The 21,194-nt window shown below is 64.0% G+C and carries 17 protein-coding genes and 6 tRNA genes; 9 read left to right on the top strand and 14 right to left on the bottom strand.

The features are described from left to right. Window positions 1–58 precede the first annotated feature (58 nt). The 10 genes from lon to Q5Z11_RS05640 all read right to left on the bottom strand — a co-directional run bounded on the left by lon (window position 59) and on the right by Q5Z11_RS05640 (window position 7,143). Entirely contained in the window at window positions 59–2,518 is a 2,460-nt protein-coding gene (gene lon / locus Q5Z11_RS05685; protein WP_303749091.1) for an endopeptidase La, read from the bottom strand. A gap of 137 nt (window positions 2,519–2,655) precedes the next feature. Further along, window positions 2,656–3,945, bottom strand: a complete 1,290-nt coding sequence (gene clpX, locus Q5Z11_RS05680; protein ID WP_303749090.1) for an ATP-dependent Clp protease ATP-binding subunit ClpX — start codon at window positions 3,943–3,945, stop codon at window positions 2,656–2,658. Between the two features lie 128 nt (window positions 3,946–4,073). Beyond that, window positions 4,074–4,700, bottom strand: coding sequence for an ATP-dependent Clp endopeptidase proteolytic subunit ClpP (clpP, locus tag Q5Z11_RS05675; RefSeq protein ID WP_057629317.1), 627 nt, complete (start codon window positions 4,698–4,700; stop codon window positions 4,074–4,076). Window positions 4,701–4,766: 66 nt separating this feature from the next. Continuing rightward, a complete protein-coding gene (gene tig / locus Q5Z11_RS05670; RefSeq protein WP_303749089.1) occupies window positions 4,767–6,062 on the bottom strand; it encodes a trigger factor in 1,296 nt (431 codons plus the stop codon). Between the two features lie 187 nt (window positions 6,063–6,249). Beyond that, window positions 6,250–6,334, bottom strand: a tRNA-Leu gene (locus Q5Z11_RS05665). A 159-nt stretch (window positions 6,335–6,493) separates the two neighbouring features. Next, window positions 6,494–6,569: transfer RNA gene (locus Q5Z11_RS05660), tRNA-Lys, on the bottom strand. Between the two features lie 112 nt (window positions 6,570–6,681). Beyond that, window positions 6,682–6,757 (bottom strand) — tRNA-Lys (locus Q5Z11_RS05655). Between the two features lie 77 nt (window positions 6,758–6,834). After that, window positions 6,835–6,911, bottom strand: a tRNA-His gene (locus Q5Z11_RS05650). Between the two features lie 34 nt (window positions 6,912–6,945). Next, window positions 6,946–7,022 (bottom strand) — tRNA-Arg (locus Q5Z11_RS05645). Between the two features lie 44 nt (window positions 7,023–7,066). After that, window positions 7,067–7,143: transfer RNA gene (locus Q5Z11_RS05640), tRNA-Pro, on the bottom strand. A gap of 140 nt (window positions 7,144–7,283) precedes the next feature. Here Q5Z11_RS05640 and Q5Z11_RS05635 point away from each other — a divergent pair. Continuing rightward, entirely contained in the window at window positions 7,284–8,045 is a 762-nt protein-coding gene (locus tag Q5Z11_RS05635) for a Bax inhibitor-1/YccA family protein (protein WP_303749088.1), read from the top strand. 182 nt (window positions 8,046–8,227) lie between these two features. Here the strand turns inward: Q5Z11_RS05635 and Q5Z11_RS05630 are convergent, their stop codons facing one another. The 3 genes from Q5Z11_RS05630 to grxC all read right to left on the bottom strand — a co-directional run bounded on the left by Q5Z11_RS05630 (window position 8,228) and on the right by grxC (window position 10,064). Then, complete coding sequence (locus tag Q5Z11_RS05630; protein ID WP_303749087.1) at window positions 8,228–9,232, bottom strand: isocitrate dehydrogenase; 1,005 nt, start codon at window positions 9,230–9,232, stop codon at window positions 8,228–8,230. 131 nt (window positions 9,233–9,363) lie between these two features. After that, entirely contained in the window at window positions 9,364–9,756 is a 393-nt protein-coding gene (locus tag Q5Z11_RS05625) for a carboxymuconolactone decarboxylase family protein (protein ID WP_303749086.1), read from the bottom strand. Beyond that, entirely contained in the window at window positions 9,753–10,064 is a 312-nt protein-coding gene (gene grxC / locus Q5Z11_RS05620; protein WP_405051653.1) for a glutaredoxin 3, read from the bottom strand. Before grxC ends, Q5Z11_RS05625 begins: the two co-directional genes overlap by 4 nt. Before the next feature lie 129 nt (window positions 10,065–10,193). On the opposite strand from grxC, the gene Q5Z11_RS05615 reads away from it, so the two are divergent. The 8 genes from Q5Z11_RS05615 to lpxH all read left to right on the top strand — a co-directional run bounded on the left by Q5Z11_RS05615 (window position 10,194) and on the right by lpxH (window position 20,461). Further along, entirely contained in the window at window positions 10,194–11,849 is a 1,656-nt protein-coding gene (locus Q5Z11_RS05615) for a M48 family metalloprotease (protein ID WP_303749084.1), read from the top strand. Between the two features lie 112 nt (window positions 11,850–11,961). Next, window positions 11,962–12,651, top strand: a complete 690-nt coding sequence (phoB, locus tag Q5Z11_RS05610) for a phosphate regulon transcriptional regulator PhoB (protein ID WP_282269705.1) — start codon at window positions 11,962–11,964, stop codon at window positions 12,649–12,651. A gap of 90 nt (window positions 12,652–12,741) precedes the next feature. Continuing rightward, window positions 12,742–14,082, top strand: coding sequence for a phosphate regulon sensor histidine kinase PhoR (phoR, locus tag Q5Z11_RS05605; protein ID WP_303749083.1), 1,341 nt, complete (start codon window positions 12,742–12,744; stop codon window positions 14,080–14,082). Next, window positions 14,079–16,163, top strand: a complete 2,085-nt coding sequence (gene ppk1, locus Q5Z11_RS05600) for a polyphosphate kinase 1 (protein ID WP_303749082.1) — start codon at window positions 14,079–14,081, stop codon at window positions 16,161–16,163. The genes phoR and ppk1 overlap by 4 nt, the downstream gene beginning before the upstream one ends. Window positions 16,164–16,339: 176 nt before the next feature. Beyond that, a complete protein-coding gene (gene ppx, locus Q5Z11_RS05595; protein WP_303749081.1) occupies window positions 16,340–17,866 on the top strand; it encodes an exopolyphosphatase in 1,527 nt (508 codons plus the stop codon). 171 nt (window positions 17,867–18,037) lie between these two features. Continuing rightward, window positions 18,038–19,177, top strand: a complete 1,140-nt coding sequence (locus Q5Z11_RS05590; RefSeq protein WP_303749080.1) for a glycosyltransferase family 4 protein — start codon at window positions 18,038–18,040, stop codon at window positions 19,175–19,177. Beyond that, the gene (locus tag Q5Z11_RS05585) at window positions 19,158–19,700 is read left to right on the top strand and encodes a phosphatase PAP2 family protein (protein ID WP_303749079.1); all 543 of its coding nucleotides are present in this window, start codon (window positions 19,158–19,160) and stop codon (window positions 19,698–19,700) included. The genes Q5Z11_RS05590 and Q5Z11_RS05585 overlap by 20 nt, the downstream gene beginning before the upstream one ends. A 20-nt stretch (window positions 19,701–19,720) precedes the next feature. Further along, window positions 19,721–20,461 (top strand): UDP-2,3-diacylglucosamine diphosphatase, encoded by a 741-nt coding sequence (gene lpxH, locus Q5Z11_RS05580; protein ID WP_303749078.1) that lies wholly within the window; start codon window positions 19,721–19,723, stop codon window positions 20,459–20,461. A gap of 271 nt (window positions 20,462–20,732) precedes the next feature. Here the strand turns inward: lpxH and Q5Z11_RS05575 are convergent, their stop codons facing one another. Further along, a complete protein-coding gene (locus Q5Z11_RS05575; RefSeq protein ID WP_303749077.1) occupies window positions 20,733–21,191 on the bottom strand; it encodes a COG3650 family protein in 459 nt (152 codons plus the stop codon). Between the last annotated feature and the right edge of the window lie 3 nt (window positions 21,192–21,194).

Here is a 21,194-nt window from a genome sequence, read left to right as displayed (position 1 = left end):
CCGCGCAAGCTGAAAAGCCTTTATTGACGCGGGTTTCGAGGGGTTTTACGTTCACACTTCAGTGCTTGACGCGGGCCGTCGGAGCTGCCTTCGCCTTGCCGCGAACTGCGACACGCTGCGCACTTTTACCTGCTTTCTTCGGCGCCAGCGGGGTTGCCAGCGCGATATCCAGCACTTCGTCGATCCACTTCACCGGCACGATGGTCAGGTCGCGGGTGACGTTGGCCGGGATATCAGCCAGGTCCTTGCGGTTCTCGTCAGGGATGATCACGGTGCGGATGCCGCCGCGCAGCGCGGCCAGCAACTTCTCCTTGAGGCCGCCGATGGCGGTGACGCGACCGCGCAGGGTGATCTCACCGGTCATCGCCACTTCGGCCTTGACCGGCACCTTGGTCAGCGTCGACACCAACGAGGTCACCATCGCGATGCCTGCGCTGGGGCCGTCCTTCGGTGTGGCACCATCGGGCACGTGCAGGTGAACGTCGTGCTTCTGCAGGAAATCGACGTCGATGCCCAACGATTCGGCGCGCGCACGCACTACCGACAAGGCCGCCGTGGCGGATTCCTTCATCACGTTGCCAAGCTGCCCGGTCAAGGTCACCGAACCCTTGCCCGGAATCAGGGTGGATTCGATCTGCAGCAGGTCGCCACCGACTTCGGTCCAGGCCAGGCCGGTGACCAGGCCGATCTCGTTCTCTTCCTCGGCACGGCCGAAGTCGAAGCGCTGCACGCCCAGATACTTGTCCAGGTTCTTCGAATCCACCACCACCAGGGCCTTCGGCTTCTTGGCCGACTTCTTGGCGGCGGCCTTCTTCACCGGCTGCGGACCTGCGAGGGCAATTTCCTTCACCACCTTGCGGCAGATCTTGGCGATTTCGCGCTCAAGGTTACGCACGCCGGATTCGCGCGTGTAGTAACGCACGATGCCGCGGATTGCATCTTCCTCGATCGCCAGCTCTTCCGCCTTCAAGCCATTGGCCTTGAGCTGCTTGCCCAGCAGGTAGCGGGTGGCGATGTTGAGCTTCTCGTCTTCGGTGTAACCAGGGATGCGGATCACTTCCATGCGGTCCAGCAGCGGACCCGGAATATTCAGCGAATTGGAGGTAGCCACGAACATCACTTCGCTCAGGTCCAGATCGACCTCGAGGTAGTGATCGTTGAAGGCGTTGTTCTGTTCCGGATCCAGCACTTCAAGCAGCGCCGAGGACGGATCACCACGGAAGTCCATCGACATCTTGTCGATCTCATCGAGCACGAACAGCGGGTTCTTGCTGCCAACCTTGTTGAGGTTCTGCACGATGCGGCCCGGCATCGAACCGACGTAGGTCCGGCGATGGCCACGGATCTCGGCTTCGTCGCGCACACCACCCAGGCTCATGCGCACGAACTTGCGGTTGGTGGCCTTGGCGATGGACTGACCCAGCGAGGTCTTGCCCACGCCGGGCGGGCCGACCAGGCACAGGATCGGGCCCTTCATCTGCTTCACCCGCGACTGCACAGCAAGGTATTCAAGGATGCGATCCTTGACCTTGTCCAGGCCGTAATGGTCAGCATCCAGCGTGTCCTGCGCGACCTTGAGGTCCTTGCGGACCTTGGTGCGCTTCTTCCACGGCACGCCCAGCAGCCACTCAAGATAGTTGCGCACCACCGCGGCTTCGGCCGACATCGGTGACATCTGCTTGAGCTTGTTGAGTTCGTTCTTGGCCTTGGTCTCGACCGGCTTGGGCATCCCGGCTTCGGCGATCTTGCGCGCCAGTTCTTCCATCTCACCCGGCGCTTCATCCAGGTCACCCAGCTCTTTCTGGATGGCCTTCATCTGCTCGTTGAGGTAGTACTCGCGCTGGCTCTTCTCCATCTGCGATTTGACGCGGCCGCGGATGCGCTTTTCCAGCTGCTGCACGTCGATCTCGCCGTCGACCAGACCGACCAGCATTTCCAGTCGATCGCCGACCTGCAGGGTTTCCAGCAGCTTCTGCTTGTCGGCCAGGCGCACACCGATGTGCGCGGCGATGGTATCGGCCAGGCGCGTCGGTTCTTCGATGCCGGCCAGGGTCTGCAACAGCTCCGGCGGCAGCTTGCGGTTGGTTTTGACGTACTGCTCGAACAGCGACATCAGCGAACGGGCAATCGCCTCGATCTCACGCGGCTCGCGCGATTCGTCCGATTCGATTTCCACACCGTGGCCCTGCAGCGAGCCGTCCTGCTCATGGACCTTGTCCACGGCCACGCGCGACAGGCCTTCGACCAGCACCTTGATGGTGCCGTCGGGCAGCTTCAGCAACTGCAGCACCTGCGCCAGGGTGCCGACCGTGTACAGGTCAGCGGCCGCCGGGTCATCGGTTTCGGCCGACTTCTGCGCAAGCAGCAGGATGCGCTTGTCCGACTCCATCGCGCGCTCCAGCGCCTGCATGGACTTGTCGCGGCCCACGAACAGCGGGATGACCATGTGCGGGAACACCACCACGTCGCGTAGCGGCAGGACCGGCAGGTCGAGGACTTCGAGTTGGGACTGGGCCATGGGGGCTCCGAGATTCGGTGGAGGCTAAATAAAAAAGCCGATGGCCCCGTTATGGGGCCATCGGCGAGGTGTTGCAAGAGCTGTTGAAAGCTGAACGTGATCGGCGCAACCGCCTATTCACCTCAGTTCACCGGGGTTCACTCGCCAGAGGCGGTTTTGACCGGTTCCGGCTGGGTCTGGTAGACGATATAGGGCTCGGATTTGTTCTCGATCACCGACTCGTCCACGACCACCTTGCTGACGTTTTCCTGCGAGGGCAGCTCGTACATGGTGTCCAGCAGCACCGACTCGACGATGGTGCGCAGGCCACGGGCGCCGGTCTTGCGCTTGAGCGCCTTCTTGGCGATGGCCGACAGCGCATCGGGACGGAACTCCAGCTCCACGTTCTCCATCTCGAACAGCTTCTTGAACTGCTTGGTGATGGCGTTCTTGGGCTCGGTCAAGATCTGGATCAGGGCCGCTTCGTCCAGCTCTTCCAGGGTCGCGACCACCGGCAGGCGGCCAACGAATTCCGGGATCAGGCCGAACTTGATCAGGTCTTCCGGCTCGACTTCAGCCAGCACCTTACCCACTTCCTGCTTGCGCTCGGCGCTCTTCACCTTGGCACCGAAACCGATGCTGCTGGTATCGGTGGAACGGGCCTGGATCACCTTGTCGAGGCCGGCAAACGCGCCGCCGCAGATGAACAGGATGTTCTTGGTGTCGACCTGCAGGAATTCCTGCTGCGGGTGCTTGCGGCCGCCCTGCGGCGGAACGCTGGCCACGGTGCCTTCGATCAGCTTCAGCAGGGCCTGCTGTACGCCTTCGCCGGACACATCGCGGGTGATCGACGGGTTCTCGCTCTTGCGCGAGATCTTGTCGATTTCATCGATGTAGACGATGCCCTGCTGCGCCTTCTCGACGTCGTAGTCGCACTTCTGCAGCAGCTTCTGGATGATGTTTTCCACATCCTCGCCCACGTAACCGGCTTCGGTCAGGGTGGTCGCATCGGCCATGGTGAACGGCACGTTGAGCAGGCGCGCCAGCGTTTCGGCCAGCAACGTCTTGCCCGAACCGGTCGGGCCGACCAGCAGGATGTTGGACTTGGACAGCTCGACGTCGTCGCTCTTCTGACGGCTCTCGATGCGCTTGTAATGGTTGTACACCGCAACCGCCAGCGTGCGCTTGGCGCGGTTCTGGCCAATCACGTACTGGTCGAGCACCTCGAGGATCTCGCGCGGCTTGGGCAGCGAACTGCGCGCCGACTGCGCCTTTTCCTCAAGTTCCTCACGGATGATGTCGTTGCACAGCTCCACGCATTCATCACAGATGAACACGCTCGGGCCTGCGATCAGCTTACGGACTTCGTGCTGACTCTTGCCGCAGAACGAGCAGTACAGAATCTTGCCGCTGCTGTCCCCGGTACGACCTTGCCGGTCTTCGCTCATGCTTCGCTTACCCAGTTGCTTCCCCCTCTGAACAGGGGGTTCAAATTCGAGAATAGCACAGGGCCGGAAGGACACCAGTCCGGTTCCGACCCTGCAAATCAGGCCGATTTTTCTGGCCGTTCAACGTATCAGGAGGCCTGGATGCTCTCTTCCGGACGGCGCTCCAGCACCTGGTCCACCAGGCCGTAAGCCGCAGCCTCGGCCGCGCTCTTGAAGTTGTCACGCTCGGTATCGCGGGCGATGGTCTCCAGGTCCTGGCCGGTGTGCTTTGCCAGCACTTCGTTCAGGCGCGAACGCAGGGTGAGGATTTCACGGGCGTGGATGTCGATGTCCGTGGCCTGGCCCTGGTAGCCGCCGAGCGGCTGGTGGATCATCACGCGCGAGTTCGGCAGCGCGAAACGCTTGCCCGGCGCACCGGCAGCCAGCAACAGCGCGCCCATCGAGGCGGCCTGGCCAATGCAGGTGGTGCTCACGTCCGGCTTGATGTACTGCATGGTGTCGTAGATCGCCATGCCGGCAGTGACCACGCCGCCCGGCGAGTTGATGTAGATGCTAATTTCCTTCTCGGGGTTCTCCGACTCAAGGAACAGCAGCTGCGCCACCACAACGTTCGCCATGTGGTCGTCGATCGGACCGACCAGGAAAATCAGGCGCTCTTTGAGCAGGCGCGAATAGATATCGTAGGCGCGCTCGCCGCGGCTGGTCTGTTCGACCACCATCGGAACCATGTTCAGAGCTTTGGTTCGGTTGTCCATTACGTGAGGCACCTATTTTGGGAGGGAACTCCCCGCGCCGCAGCGCGGGGATGAAACACCGCCAGCTTACTGGCGGATGGCTTCCTGGAACGTCAAGGCCTGCTCGGTGTGCTGGGCACGCTCGGCGATCCAGTCGATGACCTGCTCTTCCATCACGCGGTTCTGCAGGCCAGCCATAAGCTGGGGATCATTGCGGTACATCTCAATGACCTGCTCCGGCTCTTCGTAGGTCGAAGCGATCAGGCGCATGGTTTCGTTCAGGCGCTTCGGGTCCAGGCGCAGCTCGTTCTTGCGGGCCACTTCGCCGACCAGCAGGCCAACCAGCACGCGCTTGGAAGCGGCGTCCTTGAAGCCTTCATGGGCATCGGCCGGCACTTCGCCCGGGTTGCCGCCCTGGCGACGGATGGCATCGATCTGCTGGGCCAGCATCGAGCGGGCTTCGCCCTCGACCAGACGCGGCGGCAGCTCGACCGAGGAATAGGCGGCGATCAGCTGCTCACCCACTTCGCGGCGCAGGCGGTTCATCAGTGCGCCCTTGAGCTCGCGCTCCAGGTTGGAACGGATGTCGGCGCGGAACTGCTCCACGTCGCCGTTCTTCACGCCGAAGCTCTTGATGAAGGCGGCATCGACTTCCGGCATGTCCTGCTCGGACACTTCAACCGCCTTGACGGTGACCTGCACGGTCTTGCCAGCCAGGGCCGGCACGCGCCAGTCGGCCGGGAATTCGACGTCCAGGGTCTTTTCTTCACCCTTGGCCAGGCCGACCAGGCCCTTTTCGATCTGCTCGAACATCATGCCCTGGCCGATGATGATGGTGCCCTTCTCGACACCCTCGGCCGGCAGACGCTCGTCGCCAGCCTGCGACCAGGTTTCCAGGCCGACCAGGTCGCCTTCCTGGGCGCCGCGTGCAACCGGCTTCCAGGTGCGGCGCTGGGCGCGCAGGTTCTCGATCATCTGGTCGATGTCGGCATCGCTGATTTCGGCACTGTGGCGCACGACGGTCAGCTTGGTGACGTCGACGTCGCCGAAGTCCGGGATCAGCTCAACGGTGGCAACGAAGTCGAACTCGCCTTCGCCAGCCTTGTCGATGCGCGGGTTACCGGCAATGCGCAGCTCGTGCTGGCGCAGGGCGGCATCAAAGGTCTCGCGCAGCAGGCCGTCCAGCGCCTCGGCGCGCACCTGCGGGCCAAAACGCTGCTCGATCACCTTGGCCGGCACCTTGCCCGGGCGGAAACCCTTGATGCGCGCGGTACGCGCGATTTCGCCCAGACGGCCGCTGATATGCCCCTGCAGACGCTCTTCCGGCAGCGAGAAGCTCAGGCGGCGTTCCAGATTGCCGGTGGATTCGATCGAAGCTTGCATGTTGACTCCTGCCACCGGCGGCAACCGCCCCGGTTCGATGTGATGGATGAAACGGTTGTAGGGCGCGGTTATGCACCGCAGCCCTTTAGTTTGGCCGATATCGCCCGTGGCCGCCAGCGGGCAGACCCATACAGGTTGTCTGCAGGTTGTCTGAAGGGACCCGGAGTGGGCAAAGAACACCACTCACTGGTGCGAAAGGGGGGACTCGAACCCCCACGCCTTGCGGCACTGGAACCTAAATCCAGGGCGTCTACCAATTCCGCCACTTTCGCAATACTGACTCAGCACGGCATTGTTGCAGGAGCGCCGACAAAGCGGAAGCCAAGCGCGTCTGCGCGCTGGTCCAACCATCAACACCTGAACAATGACCTGGCGGCATGCCGCCCTGGCTAAGAAAAAAGCCGCCAGATTTCTCCAGCGGCTTTCAAATTTGGTGGGCTGTCAAGGATTCGAACCTTGGACCTATTGATTAAGAGTCAACTGCTCTACCAACTGAGCTAACAGCCCTGAAACTTCGAGGTGAATCTTACACTACAAGAGTGTTTTCCGCACCCGCCCAAAACACCGGGCTTACATAAAAAGAGAAAGCCGCTGGATTGCTCCAACGGCTTTCTTGATTTGGTGGGCTGTCAAGGATTCGAACCTTGGACCTATTGATTAAGAGTCAACTGCTCTACCAACTGAGCTAACAGCCCTGAAAATCAGGAGGCGAATAATGCCGCAACCTGGTTTTTTTTGCAAGCCCGGATTCTACTCCGAAGCCTCGAAACAGTGGGGTGGCTGAGGGGATTCGAACCCCCGACCACCGGAATCACAATCCGGTACTCTAACCAACTGAGCTACAGCCACCACTGAAACCTTGCTACCTACCGCTTGCACCCGATGGTGCGCCCGACAGGAATCGAACCTGTAACCGCCGGCTTAGAAGGCCGGTGCTCTATCCAGTTGAGCTACGGGCGCTCTGACCGGATTGTCGCACTCCAACACGCGCTTGGTGCGTTGGATGGTCGGGGTAGAGGGATTCGAACCCCCGACATCCTGCTCCCAAAGCAGGCGCGCTACCAGACTGCGCTATACCCCGGCGGTGAATCCTTCCGATGCCCCGGAAAGGTCGGCTATTGTGGGAAGAACGCGCCTATCTGTCAACGGTAAATTTCACTTTGTTTGAATTGGGTATGCTGGTGGTCGATTCCCGCCCACTTCATAGCAACGGAGCATTGCATGCGCAGCGGCAACCCTGCCCTTTCCGAATCCACCTTCCTCGACCTTGGCAGCGGCAGCGTGGTGTCACGCGGCGCCGATGCGATGAGCATCAACGGCACCGTCAACAAGACCGGCATCCTGTTGCTGCTGGCCGCGCTGACCGCGGCGTTTGCCTGGAACGGCACCATCAGCGACAGCGGCGAGCTGCTGCCGGCAGCCAAGCTCTACATGTGGGGCGGCCTGATCGTCGGCTTCATCCTGTCGCTGGTGACCATTTTCAAGAAGACCTGGGCACCGGTCAGCGCCCCGCTGTATGCACTGGCGGAGGGCCTGTTCCTGGGCTCGATCTCGGCCATCTACGAAGCGCGCTTCAACGGCATCGTGTTCCAGGCGGTGATCCTCACGTTCGGCACGCTGTTCGCGCTGCTGTTCGCCTACCGCAGTGGCCTGATCAAGGCCACCGAGAACTTCAAGCTGGGCGTGGTCGCAGCCACCGGCGGCATCGCCCTGGTGTACCTGGCAACCATCGTGCTGGGCCTGTTCAACATCAATATCCCCTTCATCCACGAGTCCGGCCTGATCGGTATCGGCTTCAGCCTGTTCGTGGTGGTGATCGCCGCACTGAACCTGGTGCTGGATTTCGACTTCATCGAGAGCGGCGTGGAAGCCGGCGCACCGAAGTACATGGAGTGGTACGGCGCGTTCGGCCTGATGGTCACCCTGGTGTGGTTGTACATCGAGTTCCTGCGCCTGCTGTCGAAGCTGCAGTCGCGCAACTGAGGCTGTTGCAAGCTGCGCAGCAAGGGCGCCCATTGGGCGCCCTTGCTGTTTTGTAGTGCCGAGCCATGCTCGGCAATGGCATTACCGATAAGGCCCCTGCCGAGCATGGCTCGGCACTACATCAACAAAAACGGAGCGCTTGCGCGCTCCGTTTTCTGTACCAGCAACTACCGCAGCCGCACTCAGAGACGGCTGGCGATGGCCTGGGCGAAGCCCATGGTGGTGCCGGTGCCGCCCAGGTCGCCGGTCAGCGAATCCTTGGCTTCCATCGTGGCAACGATGGCCTTGCGCAGGCGCTCGGCGTTTTCCGGCTGGCCGACGTGGTCCAGCATCTGTGCAGCACCCAGCAGCAGGGCGACCGGGTTGGCCTTGCCCTGGCCAGCGATGTCCGGCGCGGTGCCGTGCACGGCTTCGAAGATGGCTGCGTCAACGCCGATGTTGGCACCCGGGGCCAGACCCAGGCCGCCGACCAGACCAGCACACAGGTCGGAGATGATGTCGCCGAACAGGTTGGTGGTGACGATGATGTCGAACTGCTCCGGACGCATCACCAGCTGCATGCAGGCGTTGTCGACGATCATTTCCTGGAACTCGATTTCCGGATACTTGGCGGCGACTTCGCGCGCCACGTCCAGGAACAGGCCCGAGGTCGACTTGATGATATTGGCCTTGTGCACGGCGGTGACCTTCTTGCGGCCGGTGCTCTTGGCCAGCTCGAAGGCGTAACGCACGATGCGCTCGGAGCCCTTGCGGGTGATGCGGGTGCCGGAGAACGCGGTCTCGCCGTCGGCCGACACTTCCTGGCCTTCGGCCAGGTAGGCGCCTTCGGTGTTCTCACGCACCGTGATCATGTTGATGTTCTCGTAGCGCGACTTGGTGTTCGGGAACGAGATGGCCGGGCGCACGTTGGCGTACAGGTCGAACTGGCGACGCAGGGCAACGTTGATCGAGCTGAAACCGCCACCGACCGGCGTAGTCAGCGGGCTCTTCAGGGCGACCTTGTTCTTCTTGATCGATTCCAGGGTGGAAGCCGGGATCAGCTCACCGTGCTTTTCCAGCGCGGCCAGGCCAGCGTCGGCGAACTCATAGCTCAGGCCAGCGCCCAGCTTGTCCAGCACGAACAGGGTGGCGTCCATGATTTCCGGGCCGATGCCATCGCCACGGATGACGGTGATTGTCTGCGTCATTTCTAGGTATTCCGAACAGGGAGGAGGAATGCGCCATCCGGCTGCCCGGAACCCGGCGCGATTGAAAAGGTTTCAACTGTCAATTATGCCTGATCAGCCGCGCCAGCCCCAACTGGACAAAGGTCTGGGGTTCAGCTGTGCTCGTGTCCGGCCGGTGCCTCGGCGGCGCCGTTCTCGAGCTGGTCGAGGAAATCCACCGCCCGCCGCAGGTGCGGGATGACGATCGAGCCGCCCACCACCAGGCCTACGGAGAAGGTCTCGAAGAACTCCTCGCGGCTGACCCCGGCCTCCTTGCACTGGGCCACGTGGTAGCTGATGCAGTCATCGCAGCGCAGCACCATCGAGGCGACCAGGCCCAGCAGCTCCTTGGTCTTCACGTCCAGCGCGCCGGCCTGGTAAGTCTGGGTGTCGAGCGCGAAGAAGCGCCGCACCACCTGGTTCGGCTCGGCGAGGATGCGCTGGTTCATGCGCTGGCGGAATTCGGTGAATTCGGCCAGGCGGTCCTTCTCGGTCCCGGCGCTCATGCGCCCTGCCCGGCCAGCAACGGCTCCAGCTTGCCCGCGCGGTGCAGCGCCATCATGTCGTCGTAGCCGCCCACATGAACGTCGCCGACGAAGATCTGCGGCACGCTGGTGCGCTTGGTCAACGCCATCATTTTCTCGCGCTCGGCCGAATCCAGGTCGATCCGGACCTCGGTCCAGGACTGGTTCTTGCTCTTCAGGAAATTCTTGGCCGCTACGCAATACGGGCAGACGGCGGTGGAGTAGATGGTGATCTCCGGTGCACCGGCGCTGGTTGAAGTTGTCACAACGAAACTCCTGAGTGGAAACATTGTCTGTATATGGTACCGGCCGTGCGGATTTTCGATGCCACCGGCAGAACACAGCGGGTTAACCTGCGCTTCACACCGGCGCCCCGCTTCCCCGTCATCCTCCGCCCTGTCACTACCCGGAGTCACCGCTTGCGCAACCTGCTGCTTGCCACCGCCATAACCCTGGCCCTGGCCACCCCGCTGTCCCGTGCCGACGACAGCAAGCTGCCCGACATCGGTTCGTCGGCCGGCGAGCTGCTGACCCCGGCGCGGCAGGCGGAGTACGGCGGCATGATGCTGCGCGAGCTGCGCAACTATGGCTACCTGCTGGATGACCCGCTGGTCAATGACTGGCTCAGCACCATGGGCACCCGACTCGGCTCCAACAGCGCGCAACCGCAGCAGAAGTACACGTTCTTCATGATGAAGGACCGCCAGATCAATGCGTTTGCCACATTGGGCGGCTACATCGGCATGAATGCCGGCCTGGTCCTCACCGCCGAGCGCGAGGACGAGGTGGCGGCGGTGCTGTCGCACGAAATCTCGCACGTCACCCAGCAGCACGTGCTGCGCGGGGTGGAGCGCGCGCAGCGTGACCAGATCCCGATCCTGCTTGGCATGCTGGCAGCGGTGGTCGCCGCCCAGCAGGCCGGCGGCAACTCCTCCGGCGACGCCACCATGGCTGCGATCACCTCGGGCATGGGGCTGATGCAGCAGCGCCAGATCAACTTCACCCGTTCCAACGAATCCGAGGCCGACCGCCTCGGCATCCGCACCCTGGCCCGCAGCGGCTATGACGTGGACGCGATGGCCGGCTTCTTCGAGCGCATGTCGGCGGCGATGCGGGGCAACGAGGGCGGCTACTCCACGCCGGACTTCCTGCGCACCCACCCGGTCAACATCACCCGCATCAGCGAAGCCAAGGCCCGCGCCGAGCAGATGAAGAAGGACACGGTGCTGCTGACCACGCAGACCCCGACCGGGGTCCTGCAGGAGCGCGTCGATCCTTCCGCACCCGATACCAGCAGCAGCCCGCTGAGCGGCGGCAACCCGCTGCTGCCGGCCGGCCTGCAGCTCTCGCTGCCCGGCAACAGCCTGCCGCGTGGCCCGACCGGCCAGTTCGATTGGGCCCGCGAGCGCCTGCGCGTGCTCAGCGCGACCACCCCGTCGGAGCTGGTGCGCGAGTACGAAGGCCTCAAGCGCAGCCAGAAGAACGGCCTGACCGACCCGCAGCGCTACGGCGTGGCCATCGCCCGCCTGCGTGATGGCGGCGCCAGTGGCGTAACCCAGGCCCTTCCGGAACTGCAGCAGTTGCTGCAGGAATACCCGGACAACCTGTGGGTGAACTTGGCCCTGGGCGAGGCCGAATCGCGTAGCGGTCGCCATGAAGATGCCAACACGCGCTTCGACACCCTGCTCAAGCGCCTGCCGCAGAGCCGGCCGGTGGCATTGACCTACGCGCGCATCCTCAATGAACAGGGCGGCGTCGCTGCCGGCCAGCGCGCGCAGGCCATGCTGCGGCCGCTGCTGGCCCGTTCGAGTGACGACCCGGTGTTCCAGGCCACCTTCGCCCGCGCCAGCGAACTGGCCGGCGACAGTACCCGCGCCAGCGAGGCCTATGCCGAAGCCGCCTATCTGAATGGCCGTCCCGAGCAGGCCTTGATCCAGTTCCAGGCCCTGCTCAAGCAGCCCGGACTGGATTACGTGAGCCGCTCGAGGGTGGATGCGCGTATCGAATCAATCATGCCGACCGTGCTGGAAATGCGCCGGCTCGGCGTGCACGACCCGGAAATGTCACGAAAGTGAACCTGCCCGCGACAAATTGACGGGTTTGGCGCTCGCCCATGTCACAAACCCGTCATCAAACCGTAGTCTACTGAGCACATCCCTTATTGATGGGCATTCCGGTAGGCGCCACGTGCAGAAACGTATCCTGATTGTCGATGACGAACCCGCGATCCGTGACATGGTCGCCTTCGCCCTGCGCAAGGGTGAGTACGACCCGGTCCATGCCGGCGACGCACTCGAAGCGCAGACCGCCATTGCCGACCGGGTACCGGACATGATCCTGCTGGACTGGATGCTGCCCGGCACCAGCGGCCTGGAGCTGGCCCGCCGCTGGCGCAAGGAAGTCCTGACCCGCGATGTGCCGATCATCATGCTCACCGCACGCGGTGAAGAAAATGATCGCGTCGGCGGCCTGGAAGCCGGCGTCGACGACTATGTGGTCAAGCCGTTCTCGGCGCGCGAGCTGTTGGCACGCATCCGTGCGGTGATGCGCCGCACCCGCGACGATGACGAGGATGGCAGCGTCGGCGTTGGCAACATCCGCATCGATGGCGCTGCGCACCGCGTATTTGCCGGTGACGTGCCGGTGCCGATCGGCCCCACCGAATACCGCCTGCTGCACTTCTTCATGACCCACCCGGAGCGCGTCTATACCCGCTCGCAGTTGCTGGATCATGTCTGGGGTGGCAGCGTCTATGTCGAGGAACGCACCATCGACGTGCACATCCGTCGACTGCGCAAGACGCTGGAGCCGTTCGGCGCCGAGAACATGGTGCAGACCGTGCGCGGCGCCGGTTACCGCTTCTCCGCAGCCACCTGAATCACTGCGGCCGCATGGCCGCAGGCAATGCCATAACCGCAACACCCCTCCGTAGCCCCGACGGATCCATCCAGCAACACCGAGAGTGCAATGCCCCGCCAATTCCGATCTGCCTGGTTGAAGACGCTGGCCACCGTGGCCGCGCTGCTGTTGCTGGCATGGGGGCTGGGTGCGTTGTTGGGCCATCCCGCGCTGACCGTGGCGATCACCGCCATGGCCATCCTGACCTGGCACTACTGGCGCCTGCGCCAGCTGTTGCTGCGGTTGACCGCTCGCCAGCGCTGGGACACGCCGCAAGGCGTTGGTGTCTGGAACGAACTGGACCGCCTGCTTTCACGCAACCAGCAGGAAATGCGCGCGCGCAAGCGCCGCCTGGTCGAGATGCTGCGCAGCTACCGCGCCGCCGCCGCCGCGCTGCCTGATGCGGTAGTGGTGGTCGACCGCAACACCCAGCGCGTGCAGTGGTTCAATGAAGCCGCCACCGCCCTGCTTGGCCTGCAGCACCCCGCCGACATGGAAGCTGCGCTGGTGCCGCGCCTGCAGCCGCTGCCGCTTGCGCATTGGCTGGCCGGTGGGCGCAATGCCGAACCGATCCTGGATGCCAACTCGCCGGTCGATCCCGCCATCCGCCTGCATATGCGCTTGATCCCGTACTCGGATCACCATTGGCTGCTGGTCGCGCGTGATGTGACCAAGCTGCTGCATCTGGAACAGGTACGCCGCGACTTTGTTGCCAACGTCTCGCACGAGCTGCGCACGCCGTTGACCGTGGTGCATGGCTACCTCGACATGATGGACCCGGAAGACTTCCCCGATACCGGTCCGATGCTGTCGGAGATGCGCAAGCAATCGCAGCGCATGGCACAGCTGGTCGAAGACCTGCTGACCCTGTCGCGGCTGGAATCGCAGCAGCACGCCGAGTTGGAAACGGTGAGCATGACCTCGATGCTGGCCTCGTTGCGGCGTGAGGCCGAAGCACACAGCCAGGGCCGCCATACGATCACGGTTGAAGACCAGGCCGGGGTGGACCTGGCAGGCTCCAACAAGGAGCTGCACAGTGCCTTCTCCAACCTGCTGACCAATGCCGTGCGTTACACACCAGCCGGTGGCCGCATCAGCCTGACCTTCAGCCGCGAGGGCAACGGCGCGGTGCTGGCGGTCACCGACACCGGCTATGGCATTCCGGCCAATCACCTGCCGCGATTGACCGAACGCTTCTACCGGGTTTCCAGCAGCCGTTCGCGCGAAAGCGGCGGCACCGGCTTGGGCCTGTCCATCGTCAAACACATTTTGGGCCTGCACCAGGCACGCCTGGAGATCCGCAGCGAAGTCGGCCAGGGCAGCACCTTTGCCTGCCACTTCGACGCCGAGCATGTACGCCCGCGCAATGCATCCCCCTCGCCCCTGTCCATGGAAGACTTTCCGGCATGACCCCTCCTCCGCCCCTCGCCACTCCCGTCGTCGGCCCCGATCCCCTGCGTGATCCGGCGTTGTACATCAACCGGGAACTGTCACAGCTGGATTTCAATTTCCGCGTGCTGGCACAGGCGATGGATGAGCAGGTGCCATTGTTGGAGCGGCTGCGCTTCCTGTGCATCTCCTGCACCAACCTGGATGAGTTCTTCGAGATCCGCGCCGCCGCGGTCCGCCATGCACAGGAATTCGGCCTGCCGCCGGCACCGGATGGGATGAGCCCGCAGGCCATCCTCAATGCCATCCATGACCGCGCCGCCGAACTGGTGGACCAGCAGTACCGCTGCTGGAACCAGGTACTGCGCCCGGCCCTGGGCGAAGCTGGTGTCGGCATCCTCGCCAACAAGACCTGGACGCCGCGCCAGCGCCGCTGGCTGCGCGCCTATTTCCGCAACGAGATCATGCCGGTGCTGTCGCCGCTCGGCCTGGACCCGTCGCACCCGTTCCCGAAGATCCTCAACAAGTCGCTGAACATCGTGGTCGTGCTCAAGGGCACCGACGCCTTCGGCCGCGCCGGCCATCTGGCGCTGGTGCGTGCACCACGTTCGCTGCCGCGCATCATCCAGCTGCCGGAGTCGCTGGGCGGCCCGCAGAACTTCGTGCTGTTGTCTGCAGTGTTGTCGGCCTTCGTCGACGAGCTGTTCCCGGGCATGGATGTGCAGGGTGCCTACCAGTTCCGCGTCACCCGCAACTCCGAGTTGGTGGTGGACGAGGAAGAAGTGGAGAACCTGGCGCTGGCGCTGCGCGATGAGCTGGTCGACCGCGGCTATCGCCCTGCGGTGCGGCTGGAGATCGCCCATGACTGCCCCAAGCCCATCATGCAGACCCTGCTGCAGAATTTCGGCCTGTCCGAAAACGCGGCCTACCGCATCGATGGCCCGGTCAACCTCAACCGCGTGATCCAGGTGTATGACCTGCTGCAGCGCGCGGACCTGAAGTACCCGCCGATGACCCCGCGCGTGTTCAAGTCGCCGGAAGGCATCTTCGAGACCGCCGCGCAGGGCGACGTGCTGCTGCACCATCCGTTTGATTCCTTCAGCACCGTGCTGGAGTTGATCCGCGAAGCCGCGGTCGATCCCAATGTGCTGGCGATCAAGCAGACCCTGTACCGCACCGGCAAGGACTCGGGGATTGTCGAGGCGCTGATCCTGGCTGCACGCAACGGCAAGGACGTCACCGTCGTGGTCGAGCTGCGCGCGCGTTTCGATGAAGAGGCCAACCTCGGCCTGGCCGATCGCCTGCAGGATGCCGGCGTGCAGGTCGTCTACGGTGTGGTCGGCTACAAGACCCACGCCAAGATGCTGCTGATCGTGCGCCGCGAAGGCCGCAAGCTGCGCCGCTACGTGCACCTGGGCACAGGCAATTACCACAGCGGTACCGCCCGCGCGTACACCGACCTGAGCCTGATCACCGCCGATCCGGACATCGGCAACGATGTGCACCTGCTGTTCCAGCAGCTCTCCGGGCTGGCCCCGAAGATGAAGCTCAAGTGCCTGCTGCAATCACCATTCACCCTGCACGCGGGCCTGATCAAGCGCATCGAGCGCGAGACCAGGTTGGCGCTGGAAGGCAAACCAGCGCGCATCATCGCCAAGATGAACGCCCTCAACGAGGCACAGGTGATCCGCGCCCTCTACGCCGCTTCGCAGGCCGGCGTGCAGATCGACCTGATCGTGCGCGGCGCCTGTACCCTGCGCCCCGGCGTGGAAGGCGTATCGGACAACATCCGCGTGCGCTCGATCGTCGGTCGCTTCCTCGAACACAGCCGCGTCTACTGGTTCGGCAACAATGGCGCGCCCGAGCTGTACTGCGCCAGCGCCGACTGGCTGGAGCGCAACCTGCTGCGTCGCGTGGAGACCTGCTTCCCGATCCTGGACACCGATCTGTCCCGGCGCATCTACCGCGAAGTACTGCAGAACTACCTGGACGACAACCTCAATGCCTGGGACCTGCAGGAAGACGGCCGCTACATCAAGTGCGAGCCCGCACCCGGCCAGCCGCCACATTCGGCGCAACAGGCATTGATGGAAGGGCTGTAGGCAACAGCCACCGGGAACAGATGGAAGAGCCAGTGCAACAGCGGGCACCGCCCGCTTTCACTGGTTCCTACGTGGGCGACCGTTAGCGTCTGGGCCACCTGTCGCAGACCGCGTCGCCACTGGTTCCCGGATCCCACATCTATGTCCCTGGTTACTTCATCCGCTACCATTCCGTCATGCCCCAGTCTTCCCTGACCCCACCGCCCCTGCAGGACGGCGACCTGCTGGCCGCCATCGACCTGGGTTCCAACAGTTTCCACATGGTCATCGCGCGCTACCTGCTCGGGCAGCTACGGGTGGTGGACCGCCTGCGCGAAACCGTGCGCATGGCCGACGGCCTGGATGGCAAGGGTGGCCTGTCGCCCGAAGCCCGCCAGCGCGCGCTGGAATGCCTGGCCCGCTTCGGCCAGCGCATCCGCAACATCCCGCCCTACCGCGTGCGTGCGCTGGCCACCAATACCGTGCGCCAGCTGCGCTCGCCGCTGTCATTCCTGATGCCGGCCGAAACCGCGCTCGGCCACGCCATCGAAGTGGTCAGCGGCCGCGAGGAAGCGCGCCTGATCTACCTTGGTGTTGCCCATGCACAGCCGCCCAAGCCCAACCAGCACCGGCTGGTGATCGACATCGGCGGCGGCTCCACCGAATTCATCATCGGCCAGGGCATGCAGACGCTGGAACGCGAAAGCCTGCAGGCCGGCTGCATCGCCAGCACTCGGCGCTTCTTTCCCGGCGGCAAGCTGAGCAAGAAGCGCTGGAAGGACGCACTCACCGAGATCGGCGCCGAGTTCCAGCCCTTCGCCAACAAGTACAAGGCACTGGGCTGGCAGGAAGCACTGGGCTCGTCCGGCACCCACAAGGCGATCAGCGAGATCTGCGCGGCGATGAAGCTGAGCAAGGGCGCGATCACCGCTGAAGCGCTTCCGCAGCTGCGCGAAGAACTGCTGCGCGCCAAGAACATCAACGAGATCGAACTGCCGACGCTGTCCAACGAGCGCCGCCCGATCATCGCAGGCGGCGTGCTGGTGCTGGAAGCCGCCTTCCAGGCGCTGGGCCTGCAGAAGCTGCTGGTCAGCAAGGCGGCGATGCGCGAGGGCATCCTCTACGACATCATGGGCCGCGCCAACGACAACGATCCACGCGACGAGTCGGTGGCCGCGCTCACCCAGCGCTACGCCATCGATGAGAACCAGGCACAGCGCGTGGAAGCCACCGCGCAGCGTCTGTTCGAACAGGTGTCCGACGCCTGGAAGCTGGATGTCGACGATGCCCGCATGCTCGGCTGGGCCGCACGCCTGCACGAGCTGGGCTTGATGATCGCGCACAGCGGGTATCACACCCACGGCAGCTACGTGATCGAGCATTCGGATATCGCCGGCTTCTCACGCCAGGAACAGCAGATGCTGGCGGCACTGATCCGCACCCATCGTCGCGGCATTCCCAAGAGCGCTTTCGAAGCCCTGCCCGAGCGTCTGTTGCTGCCGGCCAAGCGCACGGCGGCAATTCTGCGACTGGCAGTGCTGCTGCACCGCGCGCACGAATCGGACCCGATCCCGACCCTGGAACTGTCCGTCGACGGCAATGCCCTGTCGCTGATCCTGTCCAAGGACTACATCGACGCCCGTCCGCTGCTGCGTGCGGATCTGGTCGGCGAGGCTGAAGGCATGACCGGCCTGGGCATCAGCTTCCGGCCGTTCGTGGCCTGAGCGGCCCCTGCCATACCCTTACTGGCGCTCGCGCCCACGCTGGACAAACCAAAACCACGGCCCTTCGCAGGCCGTGGTTTTCGTCATTCAGGGCCGTCATAAAGCAGTCAGATCACCGTAACAGGTGCTTCATCGGCTACGCGCATCCTCGCCAAAAACCGGGAGCCAGCCATGCGCTTTGCGATCGTCACCGAGACCTATCCGCCGGAGGTCAATGGCGTTGCCTTGACCGTGCAGGGACTGGAACACGGCCTGCGCAAACGCGGCCACGACGTCGATGTCGTGCGCCCACGCCAGCAGCAGGACAGCAGCGGCGCCAGCCACGAACTGCTGGTACGCGGTGCCGGCCTGCCGCGTTATCCCGGCCTGCGCTTTGGCCTCCCGGCCCCATTGCAGCTCGCGCGGCAGTGGCAACAACAACGCCCGGATGCAATCTACGTGGCCACGGAAGGCCCGTTGGGATGGTCGGCAATGCGCACCGCGCGGCGCCTGGGCATTCCGGTCGCCTCCGGCCTGCATACCCGTTTTGATGAATACCTGCCCGACTACGGCGCTGCATGGCTGCAGGCCACCGCACTGCGCTGGATGCGCCGTTTCCACAATCAAGCAGAAGCCACCTTGGTCCCCACCCGCGAGTTGCAGCAGTTCCTCCAGCACAATGGCTTTTCAAAGGCGCGGCTGCTGGCGCGTGCGGTGGATGGCAGCCAGTTCGACCCCAACAAGCGCGACGATGCCTTGCGAGCGGACTGGGGCATCGAAGGCGAAGGCTTTGCGGTGATCCATGTTGGCCGCATCGCTGCGGAAAAGAACCTGGGGCTGGCTATCAAGGCCTTCCGCCGCATCCAGCAGCAGCGCCCGAAGGCGCGTTTCGTGTGGGTCGGCGACGGCCCGATGCGCGAGAAGCTGGCCGAGCAGAACCCCGACTTCATCTTCTGCGGCGTGCAGCGCGGCGAGGCGCTGGCACGGCATTTCGCCAGCGGTGATCTGTTCCTGTTCGCCAGCCGCAGCGAGACCTTCGGCAATGTCACCCTCGAGGCCATGGCCAGCGGCGTGGCGACGGTGGCCTTCAACTACGGCGCGGCGCGCGAGCATCTGCGTAGCGGCCACAGCGGCGTGGCAGTGGACAACGATGAGAACTTCATCGCCGCCGCCGTACAGCTGGCCAACGATGACGAAATGCGCAGCACCCTCGGCGCTAATGCCAGCCGCGCGATGCAGCGCCTGCATCCAGAGCAGGTAGTCGCCGAGTTCGAAACCCTGCTCAGCGAACTGGCCTCGCGGAGACGCTGCCATGCGATTGCTGCCGCCTGAAGGAATCGCCGCGCGCGAGGCACGCTGGTGCCGGCGGGCAAACCGCTACGGCCGCCGCCGCGGCATCCGCCGCCTGTTCTCGGTGCTGAGCCGGCTCGGTGACGGCGTGTTCTGGTACATGCTGATGGGCGCGCTGGTGCTGGCCGATGGCCTGGACGGCCTGCAGGCGTCCGCGCACATGGCCGCCACCGGCGTGCTGGCACTGACCCTGTACAAGCTGCTCAAGCGCTGGACCCGGCGGCCGCGCCCGTTCGCCGCCGACCTGCGCATCCGCGCCTGGGTGGCGCCGCTGGATGAATACAGCTTCCCTTCGGGCCACACGCTGCATGCGGTGTCGTTCACCGTGGTGGCGCTGGCCTATTACCCCTGGCTGGCCCCGCTGCTGCTGCCCTTCACCCTCGGCGTAGCACTGTCGCGGGTGGTGCTGGGGCTGCATTACCCCAGCGATGTGCTGGCCGCTACCGCCATCGGCGTGCTGCTGGGCACGGGCTCGCTGCAGTTGTTGCCGCTGCTCGCAGGCTGATCAGGCTCTACAATGCGGGCATGACAACGCTGTTCATCTCCGACCTGCACCTGGACCCCAGCCGTCCAGCCATCACTGAACTGTTCCTCGACTTCCTGCGCGGCGAAGCGCGGCAGGCCGAGGCGCTGTACATCCTGGGCGACCTGTTCGAAGCATGGATCGGCGATGACACGCCCTCCAGCGCTGCCGATGCGGTCGCGCTGGCCTTGCGTGAAGTCAGCGATGCCGGTGTGCCGGTGTACTTCATCCGTGGCAACCGCGACTTCCTGCTCGGCAACGACTACGCCGCCCGTGCCGGCATGCGCATCCTGCCGGATCCTTCGGTGATCACGCTGTACGGCAAGCCGGTGCTGTTGCAGCACGGCGACCTGTTGTGCACCGATGATGTCGCCTATCAGGCCTTCCGTGCACAGACCCGCAACCCGGCCTTCATCGCCCAGTTCCTGTCGCAGTCGCTGGAAGCACGCGTGGCCTTCGCACAGAAAGCCCGTGCCGCCAGCCAGGCCCATCAATCGGAAATGAAGCAGGACGACAAGGCAACGTTTGAGACCGTCACTGACGTCGCGCCTGCCGAGGTTGTTGCCACGTTCCAGCGTTATGGCGTGCACACGATGATCCACGGCCACACCCACCGCCCGGCGATCCACACCGTGAACGCCGGCGAGCACAGCTTCACCCGCATCGTGCTCGGTGACTGGTACGAGCAGGGCTCGGTGTTGCGCGTGGATGCGGATGGGTTCCGACTGGAAGCGCTAGGCTGACGCTACTTGTAGGAGCGGCGTCAGCCGCGAAGCTGCCACAAAAAGAACCGCCAGATATGGCTGCGATCGCAGACCTGTTTGGCGGTTTTTGCATTTGTGGCTTCGCGGCTTATGCCGCTCCTACAAGGTGCGGCCAGACATTTTGCAGGAGCGGGGTGAGCCGCGAAGCTGGTACAAAAAAACCGCCTAGCATGGCTGCGATTGCAGACCTGTTTGGCGGTTTTTGCATTTGTGGTTTCGCGGCTTACGCCGCTCCTACAACCAGCATTGGTCAGGGGGCTTCCACCGGCACCGACGGGTCGCGGGCGCAGCCCTTGAAGGTGTCCTTGCCCAGCACGAATTCGGCGGTGAATGGATGCTTCAGGTCGGACATGCCGTCCGAGCACTCGGCACGCTGCAAGGTCAGCCGGAATGCCTCCTTGCCTTCCCCGCCCTGCACTACCAGCAAGCCATCCTGCAGCTCGCGGCTGCCTTCCAGATGCAGCGGGCTGGCCTGGGTTTCCGGCGTGCTGTAGTCGAGCTTGGCACCATCCACGCGCACACCCCAGAACGGCTCGGTACCCGAGGCCTGCACGATGACCGGGAAATCATCCTTGGCAGCGGCTGCGTCAGCCGCTGCGGCAGGCGCAACCGGGGCCGGCGCAGCAGCAGTGGAATCAGCCGCGGGCTTGGGCCCGTTACATGCCGACAAAGCCACCACCAGCGCGGCCAGCGTAAGAATCTGCTTCATTGT

It is taken from the genome of Stenotrophomonas sp. 610A2, assembly GCF_030549615.1.
Taxonomy (GTDB): domain Bacteria; phylum Pseudomonadota; class Gammaproteobacteria; order Xanthomonadales; family Xanthomonadaceae; genus Stenotrophomonas; species Stenotrophomonas pigmentata.
The sequence above is the reverse complement of the archived record's forward strand: the minus strand, read 5'-3'. Positions and strand labels throughout refer to the sequence as shown.

Excerpts from the sequence above, each read along its gene's own strand:
- lon (WP_303749091.1), bottom strand. The coding sequence starts at position 2,518 with ATGGCCCAGTCCCAACTCGAAGTCCTCGACCTGCCGGTCCTGCCGCTA.
- clpX (WP_303749090.1), bottom strand. The coding sequence starts at position 3,945 with ATGAGCGAAGACCGGCAAGGTCGTACCGGGGACAGCAGCGGCAAGATT.
- clpP (WP_057629317.1), bottom strand. The coding sequence starts at position 4,700 with ATGGACAACCGAACCAAAGCTCTGAACATGGTTCCGATGGTGGTCGAA.
- tig (WP_303749089.1), bottom strand. The coding sequence starts at position 6,062 with ATGCAAGCTTCGATCGAATCCACCGGCAATCTGGAACGCCGCCTGAGC.
- Q5Z11_RS05635 (WP_303749088.1), top strand. The coding sequence starts at position 7,284 with ATGCGCAGCGGCAACCCTGCCCTTTCCGAATCCACCTTCCTCGACCTT.
- Q5Z11_RS05630 (WP_303749087.1), bottom strand. The coding sequence starts at position 9,232 with ATGACGCAGACAATCACCGTCATCCGTGGCGATGGCATCGGCCCGGAA.
- Q5Z11_RS05625 (WP_303749086.1), bottom strand. The coding sequence starts at position 9,756 with ATGAGCGCCGGGACCGAGAAGGACCGCCTGGCCGAATTCACCGAATTC.
- grxC (WP_405051653.1), bottom strand. The coding sequence starts at position 10,064 with ATGTTTCCACTCAGGAGTTTCGTTGTGACAACTTCAACCAGCGCCGGT.
- phoR (WP_303749083.1), top strand. The coding sequence starts at position 12,742 with ATGCCCCGCCAATTCCGATCTGCCTGGTTGAAGACGCTGGCCACCGTG.
- ppk1 (WP_303749082.1), top strand. The coding sequence starts at position 14,079 with ATGACCCCTCCTCCGCCCCTCGCCACTCCCGTCGTCGGCCCCGATCCC.
- ppx (WP_303749081.1), top strand. The coding sequence starts at position 16,340 with ATGCCCCAGTCTTCCCTGACCCCACCGCCCCTGCAGGACGGCGACCTG.
- Q5Z11_RS05590 (WP_303749080.1), top strand. The coding sequence starts at position 18,038 with ATGCGCTTTGCGATCGTCACCGAGACCTATCCGCCGGAGGTCAATGGC.
- Q5Z11_RS05585 (WP_303749079.1), top strand. The coding sequence starts at position 19,158 with ATGCGATTGCTGCCGCCTGAAGGAATCGCCGCGCGCGAGGCACGCTGG.
- lpxH (WP_303749078.1), top strand. The coding sequence starts at position 19,721 with ATGACAACGCTGTTCATCTCCGACCTGCACCTGGACCCCAGCCGTCCA.
- Q5Z11_RS05575 (WP_303749077.1), bottom strand. The coding sequence starts at position 21,191 with ATGAAGCAGATTCTTACGCTGGCCGCGCTGGTGGTGGCTTTGTCGGCA.